General features: G+C 63.0%; 21 protein-coding genes and 1 tRNA gene. 7 read left to right on the plus strand and 15 right to left on the minus strand.

Translation table 11 applies throughout. From position 1 onward, the window contains the following. Positions 1 to 73: 73 nt before the first annotated feature. The 4 genes from ACR0R4_RS01875 to ACR0R4_RS01890 are packed head-to-tail and all read right to left on the minus strand — an operon-like array spanning position 74 to position 2151. Complete coding sequence (locus ACR0R4_RS01875; protein ID WP_433645643.1) at positions 74 to 1351, minus strand: integrase catalytic domain-containing protein; 1278 nt, start codon at positions 1349 to 1351, stop codon at positions 74 to 76. A 25-nt stretch (positions 1352 to 1376) separates the two neighbouring features. Beyond that, positions 1377 to 1568 (minus strand): hypothetical protein, encoded by a 192-nt coding sequence (locus ACR0R4_RS01880; RefSeq protein ID WP_433645644.1) that lies wholly within the window; start codon positions 1566 to 1568, stop codon positions 1377 to 1379. Continuing rightward, on the minus strand, positions 1568 to 1888 hold the full coding sequence (locus ACR0R4_RS01885) for a hypothetical protein (RefSeq protein ID WP_433645645.1): 321 nt from the start codon (positions 1886 to 1888) through the stop codon (positions 1568 to 1570). The genes ACR0R4_RS01880 and ACR0R4_RS01885 overlap by 1 nt, the downstream gene beginning before the upstream one ends. Positions 1889 to 1935: 47 nt before the next feature. Next, positions 1936 to 2151, minus strand: coding sequence for a helix-turn-helix transcriptional regulator (locus ACR0R4_RS01890; protein ID WP_433645646.1), 216 nt, complete (start codon positions 2149 to 2151; stop codon positions 1936 to 1938). Positions 2152 to 2246: 95 nt separating this feature from the next. Here ACR0R4_RS01890 and ACR0R4_RS01895 point away from each other — a divergent pair, with 95 nt between their 5' ends. Both ACR0R4_RS01895 and ACR0R4_RS01900 read left to right on the plus strand, forming a co-directional pair. Continuing rightward, a complete protein-coding gene (locus tag ACR0R4_RS01895; protein WP_433645647.1) occupies positions 2247 to 2816 on the plus strand; it encodes a helix-turn-helix domain-containing protein in 570 nt (189 codons plus the stop codon). Beyond that, positions 2809 to 4002 carry a site-specific integrase gene (locus ACR0R4_RS01900; protein ID WP_433645836.1) on the plus strand — a complete coding sequence of 398 codons (1194 nt, stop codon included), beginning with the start codon at positions 2809 to 2811 and terminating at the stop codon, positions 4000 to 4002. The genes ACR0R4_RS01895 and ACR0R4_RS01900 overlap by 8 nt, the downstream gene beginning before the upstream one ends. 28 nt (positions 4003 to 4030) lie before the next feature. Here the strand turns inward: ACR0R4_RS01900 and ACR0R4_RS01905 are convergent. Both ACR0R4_RS01905 and ACR0R4_RS01910 read right to left on the minus strand, forming a co-directional pair. Further along, positions 4031 to 4121: transfer RNA gene (locus ACR0R4_RS01905), tRNA-Ser, on the minus strand. A gap of 107 nt (positions 4122 to 4228) precedes the next feature. Further along, the gene (locus tag ACR0R4_RS01910; RefSeq protein WP_433645648.1) at positions 4229 to 4795 is read right to left on the minus strand and encodes a phosphorylase family protein; all 567 of its coding nucleotides are present in this window, start codon (positions 4793 to 4795) and stop codon (positions 4229 to 4231) included. 288 nt (positions 4796 to 5083) lie between these two features. Here ACR0R4_RS01910 and ACR0R4_RS01915 point away from each other — a divergent pair, with 288 nt between their 5' ends. Both ACR0R4_RS01915 and ACR0R4_RS01920 read left to right on the plus strand, forming a co-directional pair. After that, positions 5084 to 5335, plus strand: coding sequence for a hypothetical protein (locus tag ACR0R4_RS01915; RefSeq protein WP_433645649.1), 252 nt, complete (start codon positions 5084 to 5086; stop codon positions 5333 to 5335). A 102-nt stretch (positions 5336 to 5437) separates the two neighbouring features. After that, entirely contained in the window at positions 5438 to 5929 is a 492-nt protein-coding gene (locus tag ACR0R4_RS01920) for an S-ribosylhomocysteine lyase (RefSeq protein WP_433645650.1), read from the plus strand. Here ACR0R4_RS01920 and ACR0R4_RS01925 read toward each other — a convergent pair. The 5 genes from ACR0R4_RS01925 to ACR0R4_RS01945 all read right to left on the minus strand — a co-directional run bounded on the left by ACR0R4_RS01925 (position 5915) and on the right by ACR0R4_RS01945 (position 11386). Continuing rightward, positions 5915 to 7015, minus strand: coding sequence for a CPBP family intramembrane glutamic endopeptidase (locus tag ACR0R4_RS01925; protein ID WP_433645651.1), 1101 nt, complete (start codon positions 7013 to 7015; stop codon positions 5915 to 5917). The two genes, ACR0R4_RS01920 and ACR0R4_RS01925, sit on opposite strands and share 15 nt — an antisense overlap. Beyond that, a complete protein-coding gene (locus ACR0R4_RS01930; RefSeq protein WP_433645652.1) occupies positions 7015 to 7218 on the minus strand; it encodes a hypothetical protein in 204 nt (67 codons plus the stop codon). Before ACR0R4_RS01930 ends, ACR0R4_RS01925 begins: the two co-directional genes overlap by 1 nt. A 93-nt stretch (positions 7219 to 7311) precedes the next feature. Continuing rightward, complete coding sequence (locus tag ACR0R4_RS01935; RefSeq protein WP_433645653.1) at positions 7312 to 7848, minus strand: endonuclease domain-containing protein; 537 nt, start codon at positions 7846 to 7848, stop codon at positions 7312 to 7314. Positions 7849 to 8832: 984 nt separating this feature from the next. Continuing rightward, positions 8833 to 9999 (minus strand): acyl-CoA dehydrogenase family protein, encoded by a 1167-nt coding sequence (locus tag ACR0R4_RS01940; RefSeq protein ID WP_433645654.1) that lies wholly within the window; start codon positions 9997 to 9999, stop codon positions 8833 to 8835. 145 nt (positions 10000 to 10144) lie between these two features. Continuing rightward, positions 10145 to 11386 (minus strand): CaiB/BaiF CoA transferase family protein, encoded by a 1242-nt coding sequence (locus ACR0R4_RS01945; protein ID WP_433645655.1) that lies wholly within the window; start codon positions 11384 to 11386, stop codon positions 10145 to 10147. Positions 11387 to 11480: 94 nt separating this feature from the next. Here ACR0R4_RS01945 and ACR0R4_RS01950 point away from each other — a divergent pair, with 94 nt between their 5' ends. Then, the gene (locus ACR0R4_RS01950; RefSeq protein ID WP_433645656.1) at positions 11481 to 13112 is read left to right on the plus strand and encodes a PucR family transcriptional regulator ligand-binding domain-containing protein; all 1632 of its coding nucleotides are present in this window, start codon (positions 11481 to 11483) and stop codon (positions 13110 to 13112) included. Here the strand turns inward: ACR0R4_RS01950 and ACR0R4_RS01955 are convergent. From ACR0R4_RS01955 to ACR0R4_RS01965, 3 genes are all read right to left on the minus strand, one after another. Beyond that, positions 13106 to 13732: a hypothetical protein gene (locus tag ACR0R4_RS01955; RefSeq protein WP_433645657.1), complete on the minus strand. Its 627-nt coding sequence runs from the start codon at positions 13730 to 13732 to the stop codon at positions 13106 to 13108. The genes ACR0R4_RS01950 and ACR0R4_RS01955 overlap by 7 nt on opposite strands. Before the next feature lie 27 nt (positions 13733 to 13759). Continuing rightward, a complete protein-coding gene (locus tag ACR0R4_RS01960) occupies positions 13760 to 14278 on the minus strand; it encodes an amino-acid N-acetyltransferase (protein WP_433645658.1) in 519 nt (172 codons plus the stop codon). 152 nt (positions 14279 to 14430) lie between these two features. Beyond that, positions 14431 to 16947 (minus strand): ATP-dependent Clp protease ATP-binding subunit, encoded by a 2517-nt coding sequence (locus ACR0R4_RS01965; protein WP_433645659.1) that lies wholly within the window; start codon positions 16945 to 16947, stop codon positions 14431 to 14433. A 235-nt stretch (positions 16948 to 17182) separates the two neighbouring features. On the opposite strand from ACR0R4_RS01965, the gene ACR0R4_RS01970 reads away from it, so the two are divergent. Together ACR0R4_RS01970 and ACR0R4_RS01975 are read left to right on the plus strand one after the other, a co-directional pair. Continuing rightward, the gene (locus ACR0R4_RS01970; protein WP_433645660.1) at positions 17183 to 17845 is read left to right on the plus strand and encodes a hypothetical protein; all 663 of its coding nucleotides are present in this window, start codon (positions 17183 to 17185) and stop codon (positions 17843 to 17845) included. Continuing rightward, a complete protein-coding gene (locus ACR0R4_RS01975; protein WP_433645661.1) occupies positions 17842 to 18072 on the plus strand; it encodes a helix-turn-helix domain-containing protein in 231 nt (76 codons plus the stop codon). The genes ACR0R4_RS01970 and ACR0R4_RS01975 overlap by 4 nt, the downstream gene beginning before the upstream one ends. 3 nt (positions 18073 to 18075) lie before the next feature. On the opposite strand, the gene cls is transcribed toward ACR0R4_RS01975, so the two are convergent. Continuing rightward, complete coding sequence (gene cls, locus ACR0R4_RS01980) at positions 18076 to 19608, minus strand: cardiolipin synthase (RefSeq protein ID WP_433645662.1); 1533 nt, start codon at positions 19606 to 19608, stop codon at positions 18076 to 18078. Between the last annotated feature and the right edge of the window lie 21 nt (positions 19609 to 19629).

Genomic DNA, 19629 nt, shown 5'->3' on the forward strand with positions numbered 1-19629 from the left:
CGTAGTGCCTCATGTCAAGATGATCGCGTAGTTCATCTTGTGCCTCACATAGATTGATCGCGTAACCCCGCGTTCAAGCCGAGCGGAGTTTCACCCCGCCCGACTGTCGCCCGCGCCGTCGTCTCTTCGATTCTTCGACCTCGGCCGTCAGGACCTCGGTCTTCCACCCGGCTTTGGTCATGAGCATGCCCTGATACCTGACAATGTCACGGCTCAGCTCGACCGGGTTGAGCTTCGCATACGTCTTTTCTAGCTCTCGCGTTTGCTGCAGGGAAAGTATGCCGGACTCGAGTAACCGCTCATACGGGGTCCGGGGAGCGTCATACACTCGCCGCCTACGCCCTTGCCCATCAGCTTCCCACCCCACTGGTTTCTTCGTGGGCGTGAAGAAGTTCATCTTCAGCATCACGACATGCCAAAGCCGTTCGAGGACTTCTCGTTCGTCGGTGGTGTCGTAACGGTAGTAGAAGCCGTACTTACGGACGATGTGGTTGTTCTTTGATTCCACGACCGCTTGATCGTTCTTCTTGTATGGCCGAGACCTCGTGAAGAAGATCTTTCGGCCGCGGGCCCATTCAACGACTTTGTCGTTGATGAACTCGCTCCCGTTATCGCAGTCCAACCCGGCAATCGCGAACGGTAACGCAGCCTCGAGACGCTCGAGAGCTGTGATCATGTGCACGCGCGCGTTGTTCCGCAACACTTCCAGGTGCGTCCACCCGGTGTGCACGCAGGTCGCGGTGAGGGTCCTCGCGAACTCGCCTTTCAGTGTTGGGCCGCAATGCGCGACCGTGTCGCACTCCATGAATCCCGGCTCGTGTTCTGCCTCGTCGCCCGCTTTCCGGATCGTGATCGAGGTACGTAGCAGCGCGCCAGAGCGGGTGGCCGAGATCCCTTTCAGATCGAGTGCTCGCCGGTGCTCTTGCAGGTAGCGATCGATCGTCGCGGCGGACATGCGTAAGAGCTCGGCACGCACCTCGGGACTGTAGTCGTGCTTACCATTGCGGAGCTCACCATGGGCTTCGAGCTGGGGGATCCACGCGGGGATCATCTCGTGCATATATTTCCCGCACGGGTACATCATGACCTTCCACAGCCACACCAGCACCCGTTTCGATGCTGCAGAGTACGTCGTTGGGCGGTGACGGCGACGATCGAGCTGGGAGACATTCTTCACGCCCAAATGCGGTCTGGTGAGATAACGCCTGGCTGACACCCGAGACAGACCGGTGGTTGCGCAGAACTGATCCAGAATCTTCGATTTCTCGGACCTGCTCGCGGTCTTATAGGCCTGTTTGAGTTGTTTGGTGACTTCGATTCGTGTCGGCACTGACACCACACCCTTGTTCATACCGGTTCAGCGTAAGAGTATGCGATCAAAGTATGTGAGGCACGACTCGGGCTACGCGATCAATATACGTAAGGTACGCCGTGATGTCGAAGTTCACCGCGATCTCTGGGATACTGGCATTCATCGTTGCTCCTTCTTTTTGATACGGGAATGGGTTATCGGTATTGGCCTCGTCGAGCTGCAACTCGATCGGGGCCTTCTTCTTTGCGGCGGGCATTATGGGTGCTCCACAAGGCCAGTGACGAGCCCGTTCAGTCGGTCGCGTAGCTCGGCGGCGGCGTTGCTGTTGGGGTCGTCCATCGCGTCGATGAGATCGTAGAAGTCGACATTCAGTCGTCTCGCTAGTACGCCGGTCGCTTCAGCTTTTGACCGACCGGCGAGCCAGACAAGCTCGGCGAGCGCGTAGTCGCTTGGAATGTCCATCGCCATAACTTCAGTGAGCGCGCCGGTGAGCGCGTTCACGACATCGTGCAGGTCGCCGCAGGGGGCTTCGGTGTGCGTCTTACTGATTCGGTGAACCGGGTGAGTGTTGTTCATGATGTTCCTTACGTTGGAGCGGGTTTGGTCGAGGGTGGTGCTCATGCTTACGCCTCAGCGGTGCCTGTGCGCTCTGAGCCTTCGACCCAGGCGATGATCTGGTCGCGCGAGTACAAGACGACGCGCGGGGTGGGCTTGTAGAACTTCGGCCCGATGCCCTTGAACCGAAGCTGAGCAAGATTCCCCTTGGTCATGCCCGGGATGATCTCGCACACCTGCTCGGGCGTCAGATAGACGGTCGCTGTTTTGGTGATTGTGGTCATTTGAAACTCCTTTCTGGTTTGACTCACTAAAACCATATCAGGGTTACACCGAAGTTGTCTATCCTTCTAAAACCCTTTTGGGTTACACTCGGGTCATGTCTTCTTTCGACGACCAATTCGCCATACGTCTGCGAGAGATTCGCGAGCAGCAAAAACTCTCACAAGACGATCTCGCACAGCGCATGAAAGCGCGCGGGCACGACTTCAGGCAGCAGACGGTCTACAAGATCGAGACTGGTAATCGACGAGTGATTTTCGGCGAAGCTGTTGACCTTGCCGATTCGCTTGGTTTCACGCTCGACCAGTTCATCGACACTGACGGTTCACCGAACTTGGACCCGACGCTTGAGCGGGTCGGACTCATTCGGGAAGAACTCGAAGACAACGGCACCCGCTACGCAAGAGCGCTCCTGCATATGGCGCAGCAAGCCGACGCTGCTGTCGTGATATCCGAGCGTCAAGCAGATTGGATACGGGACGTCATCGAATTAGAAGGCCCAGCACAGATACATCGACTAGGCCCCCTGATTGACCTCGAGGCTCAAGTGTCAAGAGAAGGTCTCGACGTGAGCGGCAAGTTCTCTTCGCTACTTTTTGAATGCTTAAAACGTGACGAGGAAGCGCTCCGAGCAGCATTAAAAGACGTAATTGATCGAGATGGGTAGCGTCTTCTCCTACGCGGTCAAGACCGACAAGAAGCCCCGCTATGCGGTGATGTATCGCGACCCGACGAATAAGCAAGTGATGAAGCGCGGCTTCACTCGGAAGCGCGACGCTGAGCAGTATCTCAACGAGGTCGAAGGCTCCAAACATCGCGGCGAGTACGTCGACCCCCATGACGCGAAGGCGACGATCGGCAGGCTCGGCGCTCAGTGGATCGCGGCTCGGAAGTCGGTGATGAAGCCGTCGAGTTATCGGCCGGTCGATTCTGCGTGGCGTATTCATGTTGAGCCGAAGTGGGGTCAGCGTGGGGTCGGTGGCATTCGGCACAGCGAAGTGCAGGCATGGGTATCGGAGTTGTCGACGACCCTCAGCGCGACGACGGTACTCAGGGCCTACGGGGTACTCGCTGCGATCCTCGATATTGCGGTGAAGGATCGTCGGCTGACTCGCAATGTCGCTCGAGACGTGTCTCTTCCTCGGAAGACTGGCAAGGCGAAGGTGTATCTCACTCACGAGATGGTCGACCGGCTTGCTCGGGAGTCGCAGTATCCGAACCTGGTGCTCTTCCTCGCGTATACGGGCCTGCGGTGGGGCGAAGCGACCGGGTTGAGGGTCAGGAACGTCGACATGAAGCGGCGGCGTGTGAGCGTCGAAGAGAATGCGGTGATGGTCGGTTCGATCATCGAGGTCGGCACCCCGAAGACGCATGAGTCGAGATCGGTTCCCTTCCCTGCATTTCTTGCCCCGGCGATCACTGAGGCGATGAAGGGCAAACGAGACGATCAGCTTCTATGGGGCGATGGCGTGCTTCATATGCGTTTGCCGAACTCGGTGAAGGGTTGGTTCGCGGGCGCGGTTCAGCGTTTGCGAGAGGCAGATCAGACGGCCGCTGCGGAAGCTGAAGAGCGTGGCGAAGAGCCTGGGCCGGTCTTCCCGCGGGTCACACCTCACGACCTTCGGCACACTGCAGCGAGCCTCGCGATCAGTGCGGGTGCGAACGTGAAAGCGGTTCAGAGAATGCTCGGTCATGCGTCGGCGGCGATGACACTCGACGTATACAGCGAGCTGTTCGATGACGACCTCGACACGGTCGCAGATGCGCTCGATCAAGCGCGTGCTCGTTCAAGTGTTAGCACAGTGTTAGCACAAGGCCAGTCTGGGAATGAAGAAACCCCCGAACTCCGTTGATTTTCCAACGATTTTCGGGGGTTTTCTCTGGCGGTGACGGTGGGATTTGAACCCACGGTAGGGGGTTACCCTACACGACTTTTCGAGAGTCGCACCTTCGGCCGCTCGGACACGTCACCGCGGAAAAGCTTACGTGAAGCGGGCCTGAATCGCGAATCGAGCGGTGGAGACGCAGAAGCAGCGGAGCTGCGAGGCAGGCGGCCGGAGCCATCCGTGAGGGTGGTGACTACCCGAGCAGTTCGGGCAGTCTCGCCTGCGCAAACGCAAACAACTGGTCGCTCTTCGTAAACACCACCGTGTCCCACTCTTCATCGGTGGTCGAACTGTCGGCAAAATCAGACGGTGCCTTGAACACCTGCAGCGGCACCCCGAGCCTCGCGCACACGCTCGCATACGCGTACGTCTCCATGTCGACGAGCGACGCACCAAGCTCGGCGATCAACCGGCGCTGTTCGTCGCTCTTCACGAACACGTCGCCCGTCGCGATCACGGCCGTCTCGGCAAGCAATTCGCCTGCTGGTTCGAGCCGCGGCGAGGGCAGCGAGAAGTCATGCTGCACGGCCGCGGAAATCTGATAGACCACATCGAGAGAGGGCCCATCGCTCACCACGCCAGCGGTGCCCAGCACCACCACGCGCTCGATATCGCGCAACCCCGCGGCGAAGATCGCATCGGTCAGGCTCATCGCCGCATTCACCTTGCCCACCCCGGTGAGCAGGTGCGGCACGCCAGCCTGCGCGAAGGCAGTCGCCTCGTCGCTGTGCGCAAACACCAGCAAAGACTTTTCAGCCATCAGCCACCTCCTCAACTCACTGCGACAACAAGCCCAAACAATCCATTGTAGCAATTCCAGCAGATATAACGTATGATGGAAGGCTGAGCAGGAAAACTGTGATCCGCATGCGCCCGACAGCCGCGGAATCCACTACTCCGGTCTTCCGCTCACAACGCCGCTCATCGTTCATTGAGCAGGCTCAGATCGCCACCTTGCGTTTACTCGCTGGCAGCCTTCGCGATCCAGAATCAGCCGTAAGGCGAATCGTTTGCAACGCGCAATGACCGCGCGTTCGAAAGGAACATCATGTCGAACAATCTCATGGCACTTCACACCCCCTATCACGCGCTCGGCGACGGAAGCCGCCCCCGCGTACCCGAATGGGCAACCCACCGCTCGGTCTACCGCTCAAGCGGCCGCACCCTGTATTTGGTCGAGACCGACCGAATCGACGCTGCCGAGGGCGACCTCGCTGCGCTGTCACGGCATGGCTGGGACGTGCAGATCGATCGCTCCGGCGTAGCCGCGAGCATCGCTCTTAGCCGTACCGCGGCGTAATCCTCCGCAGATGCGCTGGTGGATCGCGTAGCGTTAAGTACGCGAGAACTCCCGGGCGCCGCCAGGCGCACGGGGATCCACCATCGAATCGAGGAGCAACGCATGAGTGATGTCGAACTGGCCGAGGTAGAAAGCTTCGCGCTCGACCACACTCTGGTGCGCGCCCCCTACGTGCGGAAGATCGCCGTGGAGCACGGGCCCAAGGGTGACGCCATCACCAATTACGACATTCGGCTGGTGCAGCCCAACGCGGGAGAGATCCCCACCGCTGGCCTCCACACCATCGAGCACACGATCGCCGGGCTGCTGCGCACCCGCCTGAGCGGCGTTATCGACATCTCGCCGTTTGGCTGCCGCACCGGGTTTCACCTCATCGTGTGGGGCGAGCCCGAGCCCGCCGAGGTAGCTGCCGCGATCAGGGCCTCGCTCGAGGACATCGTCGAGCGCGTGACCTGGGACGACGTGCCCGGCACCGACGCCAAGAGCTGCGGCAACTACCGCGACCACAGCCTGCACTCGGCCAAGGAATGGTGCCGCACCGTGCTCACGCAGGGCATCAGCGTCGACCCGTTCGACCGCTCAGTGCTCGCGTAGCTCAGGCCGAGGCTGCGACTGCGGGGCCGGCTTCGCTTGCTCGGCCACCTGTGGCCGCGCGCGAGCCGGAGCGAGCTCGGGCTGCACCCGTAACTGCCCGGTCAGCACCAGTACGATCACGATCACCGCGATCACGGCCCAGACCACGACGCCGAGCGGGCCCACGAGCCACATCGGCAATTCTGTGCCCACCGCGACGAGAAGCAAGCCCAGGCCGGCCGCCGCGTTGAGCGCGCCGTGGCCGATCACGGCAGGCCACACCGATCCTGAGCGTAGGCGGGCCCAACCAAAGAGCACACCCCATGCCACGCAGCCGCCGGTCATGAGCGCCACCCCGCGCCAATCGGTGTACCCGAAGTTGTACCCCAAGAGGATCAACGGCGAGTGCCACACCCCCCAGATCACACCCGAGATGAGCAGCGCCGGCCAGGTGCCGAGGGGCAGCAGCGCGGGCAGCAGCCAACCGCGCCACCCCACCTCCTCGCCAAATGCAAAGAGCGCGTTGATCAGGCCACCCAAGGGAATCGACAGCAGCTGGAGCGCAACGAGGAGTCCGAGCGGCGGCAGCTCACCGGCCTGTTCACGCAGCGCGGGATCGAGCGCCGCAAGTTGCGCATCGAGCATCGCGGCGAAGCCCGAGAAGCTCACTAGATCGAGTGTCGTGAACCCGAGCGCCGCCGAGAGAAACAGCCCCGCGGCGACGATCATCGGCGGCACCAGCAGCGCAGCGACCGTGAACCAGATCATCCGCTTCGCTGGCCGCAGAGGCCACATGCCGAGAAAGCGCAGCCGCTCCCCCTTCGGCACTTTCATGGTGAAGACAACCACGAGGGTCGCGACCGCGGGGGTGAACATCATCGGAATACCGAGCAACTGGATCCACAGGCCCAGCTCCGGGGACGCAGTGCCACCCATCAGCCAGATCGGCGAGGCCACGAGCCAGGCGAGTACCACCGCAATGACCACGAATGCCGCGACCGCACGCCACGGCACCCGCTCCAGGCGGTCGGCACGCACCCGAACGCCACTTTCGAGGTGCGGTTCGCGCGATCCACTGTGGATCGCGCCCGCGTCACCCTCACGCATCACCACTCCGAATCAGCATCAGCATCAGCATCAGCATCAGGCACCTCTACTCCGGCAAACAGACCTCGGTTGACGAAAAGTCTAGATGTGAGATCGATAGTCCGAATTATCGGCACGCTCCGCACATCAGCTTCAGATGACTCGGTCACGCAGATGCCCACAGGCTTCCCCCTCCCCACAACAACGGACTTCACCTTCTCCATGCTTCTTCATGCTTACCCCTGGGTTGCGCGACACTACTTTCCCAAGATTGATGTTCAGGCAGGTGGTTTCCCGCAATTTGGGGAAGCTCCCCCTCAGCGCCAAGTGAGGAGCCCCGTGATTCCAGGCTCCAGGGTCCGCAACTGCACCCCCAGGGCTTCCGCGACGGCGAGCGCGGCCACCTCCGGATTTTGCGCGACCTCCGGGTATCGAAACCGCAACACCTGATAACCGGCCTTCCACGCACGCGATATGCGTCGCTCATCCTTCGCGTATTGTCTGGCATCTGTGCGGTGCTGCTCGCCGTCATACTCCACGATGAGCCGATGGGCGGCATGGACCAGGTCGAATCGGCCGATCCACCCGCGGTCATCAGAGAGATCGACCTGTAGTTCGAATCCGTCGTCAAGCCCGTAGGCGGCGAGAATCAGTCGAAGCAGCGTCTCCATCCTTGATTCGGCACCGATGCGCGCCAAGCTCGCGGCCAAGCGCAACCGGTGCCCACAGCGCTGATTTGGCGTACGCGTCAGCGCGTCGAGTTCCGCCATCGTGAGTTTTGGGCGTGTGCGGTCGCGTGGACCCCGTGGCCGCAGGAGATAATCAATCGCGACGACGACCTCTGCGAGGCTCATAGATGGCACCGCCTGAAGGAGCGCCTGCTGCGGTGGCGCCACAGGGAGGTGCTGATCCACCAGGACGCACGAAATTGGTGCGCCGTGCTGATGCCCCACCACGCCTCGCGTGCGACTCGCGTTGCGCGGGGCCAGTACAGACACATGCGGGCGGCGTGCCGCACGGATTGGGCAGCCGAGGAGGAGTAATGCCGTCTCGTGGCTGTAGATCTCGGTGTCGCGCAGCCGCGGATAGTAGTCGCGCGCAGCAGCAAGGTGAAGAGCAGTTGTATTTGCTGTTAAGGTTCCTGCCGCTCCTGGTGGTTGCTGAACGACTGCGGTACGGACCCCGTGAAATGGACGATTAAACCGGGGGCTCCGGAGTACCCACTCGGAAAGCCCAGCTGCGATGCCATTTGAACGCAAGAACGCGCTTGGGAAGGTTACAGGCACTTCGATTCTGTGGGGAGACATGGCGACAAGCTTGCCGCGGGTTTGAACTCCACATCGGGGTACGCTCGGCATCCGTGGAGAACTCCCCTCACTGTTTGCCTGTGAGCGGCGAACGCTACTCGGAGCTGCCCAGGGTGCACCGCAAATACCTCTGGGTACAGCAACATGAACCTGCGGGTGCAGCCCCATGTGCGTGCGGGTGCAGCAACATCCGCCACGGAGCTTCGATCCAGTTGCCCCAAATTGCGGTAGCGGAGAGTCCCGAGCATCAACTTGGGGAAAGTCGGGACCAGACCGCCCCCGGGAGCTGCCAGTTAACGCGACGACTTTCCCGAACATGCGGGTGATGGGTGGATCGCGCATCAACTTGGGGAAAGTCATGCCATGAACGGAGGGACGAGGAGGGCACGAGAGCGAAATGAGGCTGATGGAGGGGCCGGGACGAGCCAGGCCAGGAGGGGCCGGAAGGAACGCAAAAGCGGGGGTGGATCACACCACCCCCGACTCAACCAATCCCGCGCAGCGCATGCCCTGCTGGGTGGGGCGATCCGCCTAGGCGAACGCTGCGATGCCCGTCAGTTCGCGGCCGATGACGAGCTGGTGCACCTCATCGGTGCCTTCGTAGGTGCGCACCGACTCGAGGTTCGCCATGTGGCGCATCACTGGGAAGTCATCGGTGATGCCGTCGCCACCCAGGATCGAGCGAGCGTTCGAGGCGATCTTGATGGCCTCGCGCACGTTGTTGAGCTTGCCCACCGAAATCTGGCCGTAGGAGAGGTTCCCGGCATCCTTCAGGCGGCCCAGGTGCAGCGCAAGCAGCGTGCCCTTCTGGTACTCGAGGAACATGTCGGCGAGCTGGCCCTGAATGAGCTGCTTGCCGCCGATCGGCGCACCAAACACCATGCGGGTCTGCGAGCGCTCAATGGCCACCTCCAGGCACGCGCGCGCCGCGCCCATGACGCCCCAGGCGATACCGTACCGGGCCTCGTTCAGGCACTTGAACGGAGCCGACAGCCCCTTTGCGCCGGGCAGGATCGCATCGGCAGGGAGGCGCACGTCGTTCAGCTCGATCTCGGTCTGCAGCGAGGCACGCATCGAGAGCTTGTTCTCAATCGCGGTGGCCTGAAAGCCGGGGGTCTCCGTCGGCACGACGAACCCGCGCACGATGCCCTCCTCGTCCTTCGCCCAGATCACGCCGACCTGGGCGATGGTGGCGAGGCCGATCCACCGCTTCTTGCCGTTGAGTACCCACTCGTCGCCATCGCGGCGGGCAGTAGTGATCATGGTGTTGGGGTCGGATCCACCCTGCGGTTCGGTGAGACCGAAGAACCCGATCGCCTCGCCCCGGCCCATCGCGGGCAGCCACTGCTGCTTCTGCTCTTCAGAACCAAACTTGTAGATCGCGCCCATCGCGAGCGAGCCCTGCACCGACAGCGCCGTACGGAAGCCCGAGTCAACCGCCTCGAACTCCATCGCGACCAGGCCATACGCAACCGACGACGCGCCCTTCAGCCCGTACCCGTGCATGTACATGCCGAACGCGCCGAGTTCGCCCACCTCGGGCAGCAGCTCCACCGGCAGGCGGCGGTCTTCGAACGCCTGGTCGATGATCGGGCGGATGCGGGTCTGCGCGAACTCGCGCGCCTTCATCTGCCACTCGCGCTCCTCCTCGGTGACGAAGTCGGCGACGTTGAACAGTTGGTCAATTGTGGTGGTCATGTCCGGATCCTTTGTGTGAAGTGCGGTGTCTGGAGTGTCTTGCAATGTCCGTTGGGTTGCGATTCTTGCGGTGTTTCTCGGTTCGATAGTGGATCGGCCAGCAGTCTGGCCGGGTCGCCCAGGGCGCAGGCTCAGTAATTCGGACTCAGCGCCATCCGGCATCCTCTTGGTGCTCGCCGAGACCGGGCGGCGGGGCCTGATAGCGGGGCGGGGTCGCCGAGAAGGAGATAGGCAGCGCGATCGATCGAAGCGGATGCGCTGCTCCGTCGGGCCCGATCGCGGGGGTGGTCGCGACGGGAGCCAGCTCCAGCGACTCCGCCAGCTCGATGGCCTGCGCGATGGTGTTCACGCGGCCAGCCGGAATGTTCTGGACGGTGAACTCCGCGATCCACTCGGCGGCGGGCCTCGTGCGCAGGCGACCCTCGAGCACCTCTCGCAGCTCGGCGCGGTGCGCGACACGGCTCGGGTTGTCGGCGAAGCGGGGATCTGCCGCGACCTCGGGTACGCCAAGCACCGCGCATAGGCGGACGAACTGACCATCGGTGCCGACGGCCAGGGCGACCGCCTGATCCGCCGCCTGGAGTGTCTCGTACGGGCTGATCGAGGGGTGCGCGTTGCCCATGCGACCAGGCGAGACTCCGGTCTCGAGGGTCGATGAGGATTGATTCGCGAGCGCCGAGAGCAGCGACCCGAGCAGGGTCACCTTCACGTGCTGGCCGCGACCAGCCGTGGCGGAACCCGCGGTGTCACGTGCCATGAGGGCAGCCTGGATGCCGATAACCGAGTTCAGCCCGGTCAGGATGTCGACGAGGGCGACACCGACCTTGGTAGGTTCTCCCCCGTCAGCATCGCTCTGCCCGGTGATGCTCATGAGCCCGCCGACCGCCTGCACCAGCAGATCGTAGCCGGGCAGATCCATCCCCGCGGTGTCGCCGAAGCCCGAGATCGAGCAGTACACCAGGCCGGGGTTCTCGGCGGCGAGCGCCTCGTAGCCCAGGCCAAACTTCTCCATGGTTCCAGGCTTAAAGTTCTCGATGACCACGTCGGCGGTGAGCGCGAGCTGGTGCGCCCGCTCGAGCCCATCCGCGGATCGCAGGTCGCACACGACCGAACGCTTCCCGCGGTTCACGCCCGCGAAGTAGGTGCTCTGCCCGACCGCATTCACCGGGGGCGACCACTGACGGGTACCGTCGCCCTCGGGCGCCTCGATCTTGATCACGTCTGCCCCCAGATCCGCGAGGATCATTGTGGCGTGTGGGCCGGCCAAGACTCGCGAGAAATCGGCGACGCGAATCCCCGCGAGCGGGCCGTCGGCTTGCGACACTGGGGCTTCCTGACCTGGCTGCACTTCGAGATCCTCCTGCGTGATGCGATGCGAACCGCCCATCCGTCGGTTCTGAGTGCCATGCTACGCTCGCATTGCATCACACACAGTGCGGTTCTTGCACAGATCAATACCTAGATTTGTGCAAAAATGGCACATGCCATCCCTCTCGCAGTTGCTCACCCAGCCGGGGCTCGGGCTCAGGCTCGTGCAATCCGGCGCGGGTGATCCAGAAATCAGTTGGGTCTCCACCACCGAGCTCGTGGATCTCAGCGAGTACCTCGACGGGGGCGAGCTCGTGCTCACTACCGGCCTCAGCCTGTCGGCTGACGACCCCAGGTGGCGAGACTTCGTCGCGGATCTCAGCCGCGCCCGTGTGGCCGCGATCGGCTTTGGCATTGGCGTCGTGCACGAGCACATCCCCGATCCGCTGCGCAGCGCCGCCAGCACCTACCGGGTCGCGCTCATCGAGGTGCCGCCGCCCACCCCCTTCATCGCCATCAGCAAGGCCGTGAGTTCCCTGCTCAACGTCGATGAGCTGCGCGCAGCCCACGAGGCGCTCCTCGCGCAGCAGCGGATCCTCGATCACGCGTTCGGCGAGACCGGCCCCGCGGGTGTCGTCTCCGCAGTGGCCGCGGCGACGGGGAGGCAAGTTGCGGTGCTGAGCCGCGCCGACACGGTCATCGCTGGCACCGCAGGCTTTCCGACCCACTTCGACGGCGATGCCGGAGAGGAAGTCGCGATACCCGCGGGAGGAGCCAGGAGCTCACGGGAAGTCTCCCTTTCATCACCCGAGTTCACAAGCCTGGACATCGGGGCGGGGCGTCGCCTCACGGTCGCCGGTGGTCCGCTCGGCCCGGAGGCGCGCGCCGCACTCACCGCAGGCGCGATTGTCATGAGCGTCGAGTATCGCGGCCAGGAACGGGCTGGCGAAAGGGAGGCGCAACGCTGGTCGCGACTCACCCAAGCACTGTTTGACGGCGACCGGCACGCCCCGGGTCTGCTCCACCTGCTCGACCCCACGGTGACCGTGCCGCCGCTGCTGCGCGTCATCGCAGTGCAGGGCAGCCCCGATGCGATCTCCGCGTGGCGCGCTGAACCGCGCGGCGGCATTGCAAGGCTCGTCGCGCTTCCGACCGAGCCCTCCCCCGGCGTGGCGCGCGCGTGGCAGATCATCACCGATGGCGCACCGACCGAGCATGCGCTCGAGGTCGCCTCCTCGCACGGGCTCGATGCCGTGGTCGGGGTCGCCGCTCCGCTCGAGGCAAGCATGTCCAGCTTTCACTCGCTCGAAGCCCACTTGCCCACGCTGTCGGCCATCGAGCAGCTCTACCAAGAGCCGCGCAGCCCGCGCATCATTCATGCCGACCGCGACTCGGCCGTGCTCGGGGCGCTCCTGCGGGCACCGAGCACGGCGGGAACGGGACAAAGCAAAGGCGAGGGCGCGCCAGCGCGGGCGGTGATTGGGGCGATGCTAGGCCCCTTGCAGCACACCCCAAGCGGGCGCGACGACGATCCACACGGCCTGAGCGACGATGAGCGTGCGACGCTGCGCGCCACCCTCCGCTCGTTCCTGGCTCATCAGGGCAATCGAGGTGCCTGCGCCGACCACCTGGGTGTGCATCGCAATACCGTACGCACCCGGCTCGCGCGCATCGAGTCGCTCCTTAATCGCTCACTCGCAGACCCCGACGATCGGGCCGAGCTGTGGATCGCGCTGCGCCTCGAAGACCGCCTCGACACTGAACTCACTGTCGGCACAGACGATCGAAAAGCCACACCTCAGTAGAGCAGGAAGGGTGCGGTGCCCTCGCCATTCACCCCGCCGACCGCAACCCGCAGGTGATAGGTGGCACCCCCGGCGCCGACCGGATCCCGCGTGATCTCACACGACTCGGGGCTTGACCGCGTGCGATCCCATTCGAGCGTCTCGGTCGACAGCGGCTTGCCCGGCTGCACAACCACCGCGCGGTGATCGGGGTTCTCCTGGCAATCAATGGATCTCCAGACCTGATCCGCACCGCTCGTAATCTCGAAGCTCATGCCCGCCGTGCCGAGGTCTGCCTGACAGTCAACCTCGCCGACATTCTCGACACTGAGCGAGAGCTTCGGCAGCTCGCCCGCGGCGTAGCTGTCGCGATCGGTCACCGGAGTCACCCGAAGCTGCGAGTCAGCGCACGCGGCAATCGCCGTGGGATCCGCTTCCTCGGTTTCTCGCTTCTCGACGGAAACCAGATCTTCGGGCACTTCGACCTCGCGGGCACCCGCGGCTCCGCCGCTCGAGCCTGGTTTCACGATCACCAACACCACCGCGATGGCCACGGCAAGGAGGGCGGCGAGCACCAGCAGGCGGCGCCTGACGTAGACCTTTTTATCTTTCGGCCCAACCGGTTCCCGCAGCGTGCTCATGTCGCCAGGGTAACCCGGGGAGCGGCCTTACAGGGCCTTCAACATGCGCGTGTTGCCGAGGGTGTTTGGTTTCACGCGCGCCAGGTCGAGAAACTCGGCGACGCCCTCGTCGTGTGAGCGCAGCAGCTCGGCGTACACGTCTGCCGCGACCAGCTCGGTGTCTTCACCAACCTCCGCGAACCCGTGACGACTGAAGAAGTCAACCTCGAACGTGAGGCAGAACAGCTGATTGAGCCCCAGGTCGCGGGCGCGTTCCTCCAAAGCCTCCAGTAGGCGATGGCCGACCCCCCGACCGAGCCACTGCTCGGAGACCCCCAGAGTGCGCACCTCGCCCAGGTGTTCCCACATCACGTGGAGCGCCCCAAACCCGATGACCTCATCTGCAGCATCTACCGCAACCACAAACTCGGGCACCGCCCCGTAGAGCTCGACGAGGTCTTTGCCGAGCAGAATGCGTCGCTCGACGAGCGGCTGCATGAGTGTGACCATAATCGGGATGTCGGTGGTGCGGGCGGGGCGCACCCGCACGTCGGCGGCCTGAGTCATGCAGAGAGTCTAATGGGGTGGATCGGCGTTCATCGCCAAGAGCGGCTCACAGCGAGGCCGCCCCACCACACTTCCGTGGGCAGGCTTCCAGGCCACAACGGCAGGAACCCCACGACCATGAGGTCGCGGGGTTCCTGCCGTTGGCGGAGGTGCTACTCGATCGTGGGAGCGGTCGAGGCGACGGCTGCGGCCGACGAGGCCGACGTGCTGCCGTGATCTTTCGACTTGCCATCGCTCTCGAAGGTGAACTGGCCATCCACAAAGTCGACCGTGACCAGGTCGCCCGCGAGCAGCTCGGCCCCGAGAATTCGCTCGGAGAGCCGATCCTCAATCTCTCTCTGCACCGCACGGCGCAACGGGCGCGCACCCAGCGTGGGGTCGTACCCGATCTCGATGAGTCGCTCGCGTGCGGGCACAGAGACCTCGATGCGAATATCGCGATCGAGCAAGCGATCCGCGAGCGACTTCACGAAGAGGCCCACGATCTGCAGCAGCTCGGGCTTGGAGAGCTGCGGGAAGACGATCACATCGTCGACGCGGTTCAGGAACTCGGGCTTGAAGTGCTTCTTCAGTTCCTCGTTCACCTTGCCCTTCATCGTCTCGTAGCCGATCTGAGAGTCACCCTCGATCTGGAACCCAACCGGACCACCGGCGATCGCGGAAGAACCCAGGTTGGTGGTCATGATGATCACGGTGTTCTTGAAGTCGACGACGCGACCCTGACCGTCGGTGAGTCGACCCTCCTCGAGAATCTGCAACAGCGAGTTGAAGATATCGGGGTGCGCCTTTTCGATCTCGTCGAAGAGCACCACAGAGAATGGCTTCCGGCGCACCTTCTCGGTGAGCTGGCCACCTTCTTCGAAACCAACGAAGCCGGGAGGGGCACCGAAGAGTCGCGACACGGTGTGCTTCTCGCCGTACTCCGACATGTCGAGCGAGATCATCGCGCTCTCGTCGTCGAAGAGGAACTCGGCGAGCGCCTTTGCCAGCTCGGTCTTGCCGACACCCGTGGGGCCGGCGAAGATGAATGAGCCAGACGGGCGCTTCGGATCCTTCAGGCCCGCGCGTTGACGACGTATCGTCTTCGCGAGCGCCGAGATCGCCTCGTTCTGGCCGATGACCCGCTGGTGCAGGGCCTCCTCCATGAACCGCAGGCGGGAGGTTTCTTCCTCCGTGAGCTTGAAGACGGGGATGCCGGTGGCCTGTGCGAGCACCTCGGCGATCAGGCCCTCGTCCACCTCTGCCGTCGTTTCGACCTCGCCCTTACGCCACTGCTTTTCCAAACGCAGGCGTTCGGCGATGAGCTTCTTTTCCTCATCGCGCAGGCCCGCAGCCTTCTCGAAGTCCTGATCCTCGATGGCCTTTTCCTTGTCGGCGCGCACCACCGCGATCTTCTCGTCGAACTCGCGGAGTTCGGGCGGGCTCGACAAGATCGACAGGCGCAGACGCGCGCCCGCCTCGTCGATCAGGTCAATAGCCTTGTCGGGCAGGAAGCGATCTTGCACGTAACGATCCGCCAGGTTCACCGCGGCGACAATGGCCGCATCTGTGATCGACACCTTGTGATGTGCCTCGTAGCGGTCGCGCAGACCCTTCAAGATGTTGATCGAGTGCTGCAGCGAGGGCTCGTTCACCATCACCGACTGGAAACGGCGCTCGAGCGCCGCATCCTTCTCGAAGTGCTTGCGGTACTCGTCGAGCGTAGTCGCACCGATGGTCTGCAACTCACCGCGCGCGAGCAGCGGCTTCAAAATATTGGCCGCGTCGATCGCGCCCTCGGCCGCTCCTGCGCCGACCAGGGTGTGGATCTCATCGATGAAGATGATGATGTCACCGCGCGTGCGGATCTCTTTCGTGACCTTCTTGAGACGTTCCTCGAAGTCGCCGCGGTAGCGGCTGCCAGCGATGAGCGAACTCAGATCAAGAATGTAGAGCTGCTTGTCTTTCAGCGTCTCGGGCACCTCACCCTTGACGATGGCCTGCGCCAGCCCCTCGACCACGGCGGTCTTGCCCACGCCAGGTTCGCCGATGAGCACTGGGTTGTTCTTTGAACGGCGGGAGAGGATCTGCATGACCCGCTCAACCTCTTTCTCGCGCCCGATGACCGGGTCAAGCTTGCCCTCACGAGCAGCTTGGGTGAGATTGCGACCAAACTGGTCGAGCACCTGCGAACCCTTTGCCTCGGCCCCGGTACTCTCCGAAGCGCCAACGCTGACCGATTCCTTGCCCGCCTGGTAGCCGGAAAGTAACTGGATCACGGTCTGACGCACACGGTTTAGATCGGCCCCGAGCTTGACGAGCACCTGCGCGGCCACTCCCTCACCCTCACGGATGAGGCCGAGCAGAATGTGCTCGGTACCGATGTAGTTGTGGCCGAGCTGCAGCGCCTCGCGCAGGCTCAACTCAAGCACCTTCTTGGCGCGCGGCGTGAAGGGAATGTGACCAGCGGGCGGCTGCTGACCGGTGCCGATAATGTCAGTGACCTGCTCGCGCACCGCGTCGAGCGAAATCTCGAGTTGCTCAAGCGCCTTCGCGGCGACGCCCTCGCCCTCATGAATCAGCCCAAGCAGTATGTGCTCGGTACCGATGTAGTTGTGGTTGAGCATCTTTGCCTCTTCTTGGGCAAGCACAACCACCCGACGGGCACGGTCGGTGAATCTCTCGAACATCTCTAACCTCCTGTGGCCGAGGTGCGTCGAGGGGTGCGTGCTCGGCCGATACCAACAGCGTACGCAGCGAAGGTGGATCCCGCGTCGGTGTTCGCCAGAGGCGTGACGGGCGGCCTCAGACCGGGCTCCTCCTCCCGTATTGACATGTCGTGCAAAAACATGCAAACATATCGATAAGCGATACCAACGACAAACGATAAGCTCAGGCAATTGAACGCTCAGAAAGGGACACGCCGTGACCGACAATATCCACAGCTCCACCCCGAATCGCGGGCAGTCGGCAGATACCCGAGTGGATCGGCCGTCGCGTGGCGACCGCGCCGGCATCGTCCTGTTCATGCTCATCGGGGTCGCGATCGTCGCAGTGACCGCATACAGCGTCGTGCAGCGCTGGGTGGAGCTGCTCGGCACCGGGCCAGTGGAAGTCGCCGCTCAGTTTGTAGACACCGCCGCCGAGGTACCCATGGGGCCTGCTGGCGCGGCGGTCTCGGTGCAATTGGATCGAGCCATCGTCCTCGCCCCCGAACTACCGATCGCCTCGCTCGGCGCCGGCCTGCTCGAAGCTACAGTGCTCCTCGTGACGGTCACCACCGTCGTCGTGTGCCTCATTTGCGTGGCTCGCAACATTCTCCGTGGAGTGATCTTCAGCCAATCCCAGACGCGCTGGGTCGCGACTGCCGCGATCACTGCCCTCGCCGGCGCCGCCCTCGTGCCGTTCTTCGGCAATATGGTGGCGAACGGAGCGATTGCACTCCTGTCCGACCGCAGCTTTGAGAACACCTTCGTGCTCGCTGTTGAGCCGCTCCCCTACTTCATGGGCGCATTCGCCGCGTCCATCGCGATCACCGCGTTCAGCGTCGGCGATCGACTCCGCCGCGAGACCGAGGGGCTCGTGTGAGCCCCGCAACGCCCGAGGCCGGGCACCGGATCCACTGCCGCCTCGATGAGCTCCTTACCTCTCGCGGCATGACCCTGACTCAGCTCAGCGATGCCGTCGGGGTCAGCGTCGTGAACCTGTCGGTGCTCAAGAATGACCGGGCACGCGCGATCCGCTTCTCAACCCTCACCGCGATTTGCGAGGCGCTCGGGTGCGAGGTGGGCGACCTACTCACGCTCGCACCCTGAGCATCACTGCAGCGCCGATGTCAGCCGTGCGAGCCCGTCTAACATCTGGGAGGGCAACGACTGCCTCTCCCATTCTTCAAGCGTGAGCTCCCGAGAGTTCTCGTGATAGTAGGCGACCACTTTGTCGAGTTCTCGCACAAACTCCTCGCCGTTCACGACCATCGAGACCTCCATGTTGAGGTTGAAGGAGCGCTGATCCATGTTCGAAGAACCGACCACCGCGACCGAATCGTCAATCGTGAAGTGTTTCGAGTGCAAGATATAGGGCGGCCGGAACATAAAAATGCGCACGCCGGCCCGCAGGAGCTCCTCGTAGTACGAGCGTTGTGCATGGTAGACGACCGGCTGGTCGCCCGTCTCTGATACGAAAAGCTCGACCTCAACCCCGCGGGCTGTGGCCGCGCGGAGTGCGTGCATGATGGACCCGTCAGGAACGAAATACGGGCTGGTGATGCTGAGCCGCCTGGCCGCAGTGTACATCAGCGAGGTAAACACCTGCAGATTATTCTCACTGCCGTACCCGGGTCCGCTCGGCAGGATCTGACAATCAAGTGCTCCGGGGGTCTGCAACGAGGCCTCTGACTTCAGGTAGTCGGTGAGGGACTCCCCTGTCTCGAGGTACCAGTCGCCGAGAAACACCGCCTCAAGCCCAAGCACAACCGGGCCTTCCAGGCGCACCATAAGGTCTTTCCAATGCAGTCCGCGCCGACGATTGGATGGTTTGTTGTAGCTCGAATCGACGAGGTTCTGCGACCCCATGAATCCGACCCTGCCGTCGACAACGAGGAGCTTCCTATGGTTGCGCAGGTCGGGCCGCTGCCATTGCCCGCGCCACGGGCGTACCGGCAACATATACGTCCATTGTGCCCCGATCTCGTCGAGGAACTTCGCGGTGCGTTTGTATCCGGGATTTCGCACCGCGGAGACGTGATCGAGAAGCACGCGAACAATGACGCCTCGACCGACTGCTTCTCGCATCGCTTCGAATACGTCGCGGGTTGCGTCATCGAGCACCAAAATATAGAACTCGATGTGCACGTAAGACTTAGACTCGCGAATCGCTTCTGCCATCTGGGCAAGCGAGCCTTCATAGTCGATGCTGATTGAGGCGGTATTCCCGCGCACCATCGGTTGAGCCCCGAGAGAGCGGCCGAGCATGACCGCGTTGCGCAGGCCGGCAGGCAGTTCGGGTAGCGAGGTACCCAACACAAAACCTTCTTGTTCGGTGAGGCCGCTGACGAGTCGGTTCGTGGCCTCCTGCATCTTGCGTCGCTTCCGCGGAAGCCTGTTTCCACCGATCAAGAGGAACAGCAAGAGCCCGGGAACCGGCAAAAAGAAGATCGCCATAAGCCAGGCCATGCCTGAGGTTGGGCGACGGTTGCGGGGCACCACAAAGACAGCAACAACGCGAATCACATTGTCGACGATGAGCACGAAGACTGTCCACGCCCAGGGCCAGTTGATACCTTCCCAATACCCCGCTGAATCAGGGGTTTCGGTCAGAAACGCGCCGATAAGACTCACTGTCGAGTGCATCGACACCTCCACCCGGGTAAC

It is taken from the genome of Leucobacter fengyongliangi, assembly GCF_050971685.1.
GTDB lineage: Bacteria > Actinomycetota > Actinomycetes > Actinomycetales > Microbacteriaceae > Leucobacter.

Coding starts and splice junctions, on each gene's coding strand:
- ACR0R4_RS01885 (WP_433645645.1), bottom strand. CDS start 1,888: ATGAACAACACTCACCCGGTTCACCGAATCAGTAAGACGCACACCGAA.
- ACR0R4_RS01895 (WP_433645647.1), top strand. CDS start 2,247: ATGTCTTCTTTCGACGACCAATTCGCCATACGTCTGCGAGAGATTCGC.
- ACR0R4_RS01940 (WP_433645654.1), bottom strand. CDS start 9,999: ATGACCACCACAATTGACCAACTGTTCAACGTCGCCGACTTCGTCACC.
- ACR0R4_RS01960 (WP_433645658.1), bottom strand. CDS start 14,278: ATGACTCAGGCCGCCGACGTGCGGGTGCGCCCCGCCCGCACCACCGAC.
- ACR0R4_RS01945 (WP_433645655.1), bottom strand. CDS start 11,386: ATGGGCGGTTCGCATCGCATCACGCAGGAGGATCTCGAAGTGCAGCCA.
- ACR0R4_RS01910 (WP_433645648.1), bottom strand. CDS start 4,795: ATGGCTGAAAAGTCTTTGCTGGTGTTTGCGCACAGCGACGAGGCGACT.
- ACR0R4_RS01915 (WP_433645649.1), top strand. CDS start 5,084: ATGTCGAACAATCTCATGGCACTTCACACCCCCTATCACGCGCTCGGC.
- ACR0R4_RS01900 (WP_433645836.1), top strand. CDS start 2,809: ATGGGTAGCGTCTTCTCCTACGCGGTCAAGACCGACAAGAAGCCCCGC.
- ACR0R4_RS01920 (WP_433645650.1), top strand. CDS start 5,438: ATGAGTGATGTCGAACTGGCCGAGGTAGAAAGCTTCGCGCTCGACCAC.
- ACR0R4_RS01955 (WP_433645657.1), bottom strand. CDS start 13,732: ATGAGCACGCTGCGGGAACCGGTTGGGCCGAAAGATAAAAAGGTCTAC.
- cls (WP_433645662.1), bottom strand. CDS start 19,608: ATGCACTCGACAGTGAGTCTTATCGGCGCGTTTCTGACCGAAACCCCT.
- ACR0R4_RS01950 (WP_433645656.1), top strand. CDS start 11,481: ATGCCATCCCTCTCGCAGTTGCTCACCCAGCCGGGGCTCGGGCTCAGG.
- ACR0R4_RS01890 (WP_433645646.1), bottom strand. CDS start 2,151: ATGACCACAATCACCAAAACAGCGACCGTCTATCTGACGCCCGAGCAG.
- ACR0R4_RS01875 (WP_433645643.1), bottom strand. CDS start 1,351: ATGAACAAGGGTGTGGTGTCAGTGCCGACACGAATCGAAGTCACCAAA.
- ACR0R4_RS01935 (WP_433645653.1), bottom strand. CDS start 7,848: ATGAGCCTCGCAGAGGTCGTCGTCGCGATTGATTATCTCCTGCGGCCA.
- ACR0R4_RS01880 (WP_433645644.1), bottom strand. CDS start 1,568: ATGCCCGCCGCAAAGAAGAAGGCCCCGATCGAGTTGCAGCTCGACGAG.
- ACR0R4_RS01965 (WP_433645659.1), bottom strand. CDS start 16,947: ATGTTCGAGAGATTCACCGACCGTGCCCGTCGGGTGGTTGTGCTTGCC.
- ACR0R4_RS01930 (WP_433645652.1), bottom strand. CDS start 7,218: ATGGAGAAGGTGAAGTCCGTTGTTGTGGGGAGGGGGAAGCCTGTGGGC.
- ACR0R4_RS01925 (WP_433645651.1), bottom strand. CDS start 7,015: ATGCGTGAGGGTGACGCGGGCGCGATCCACAGTGGATCGCGCGAACCG.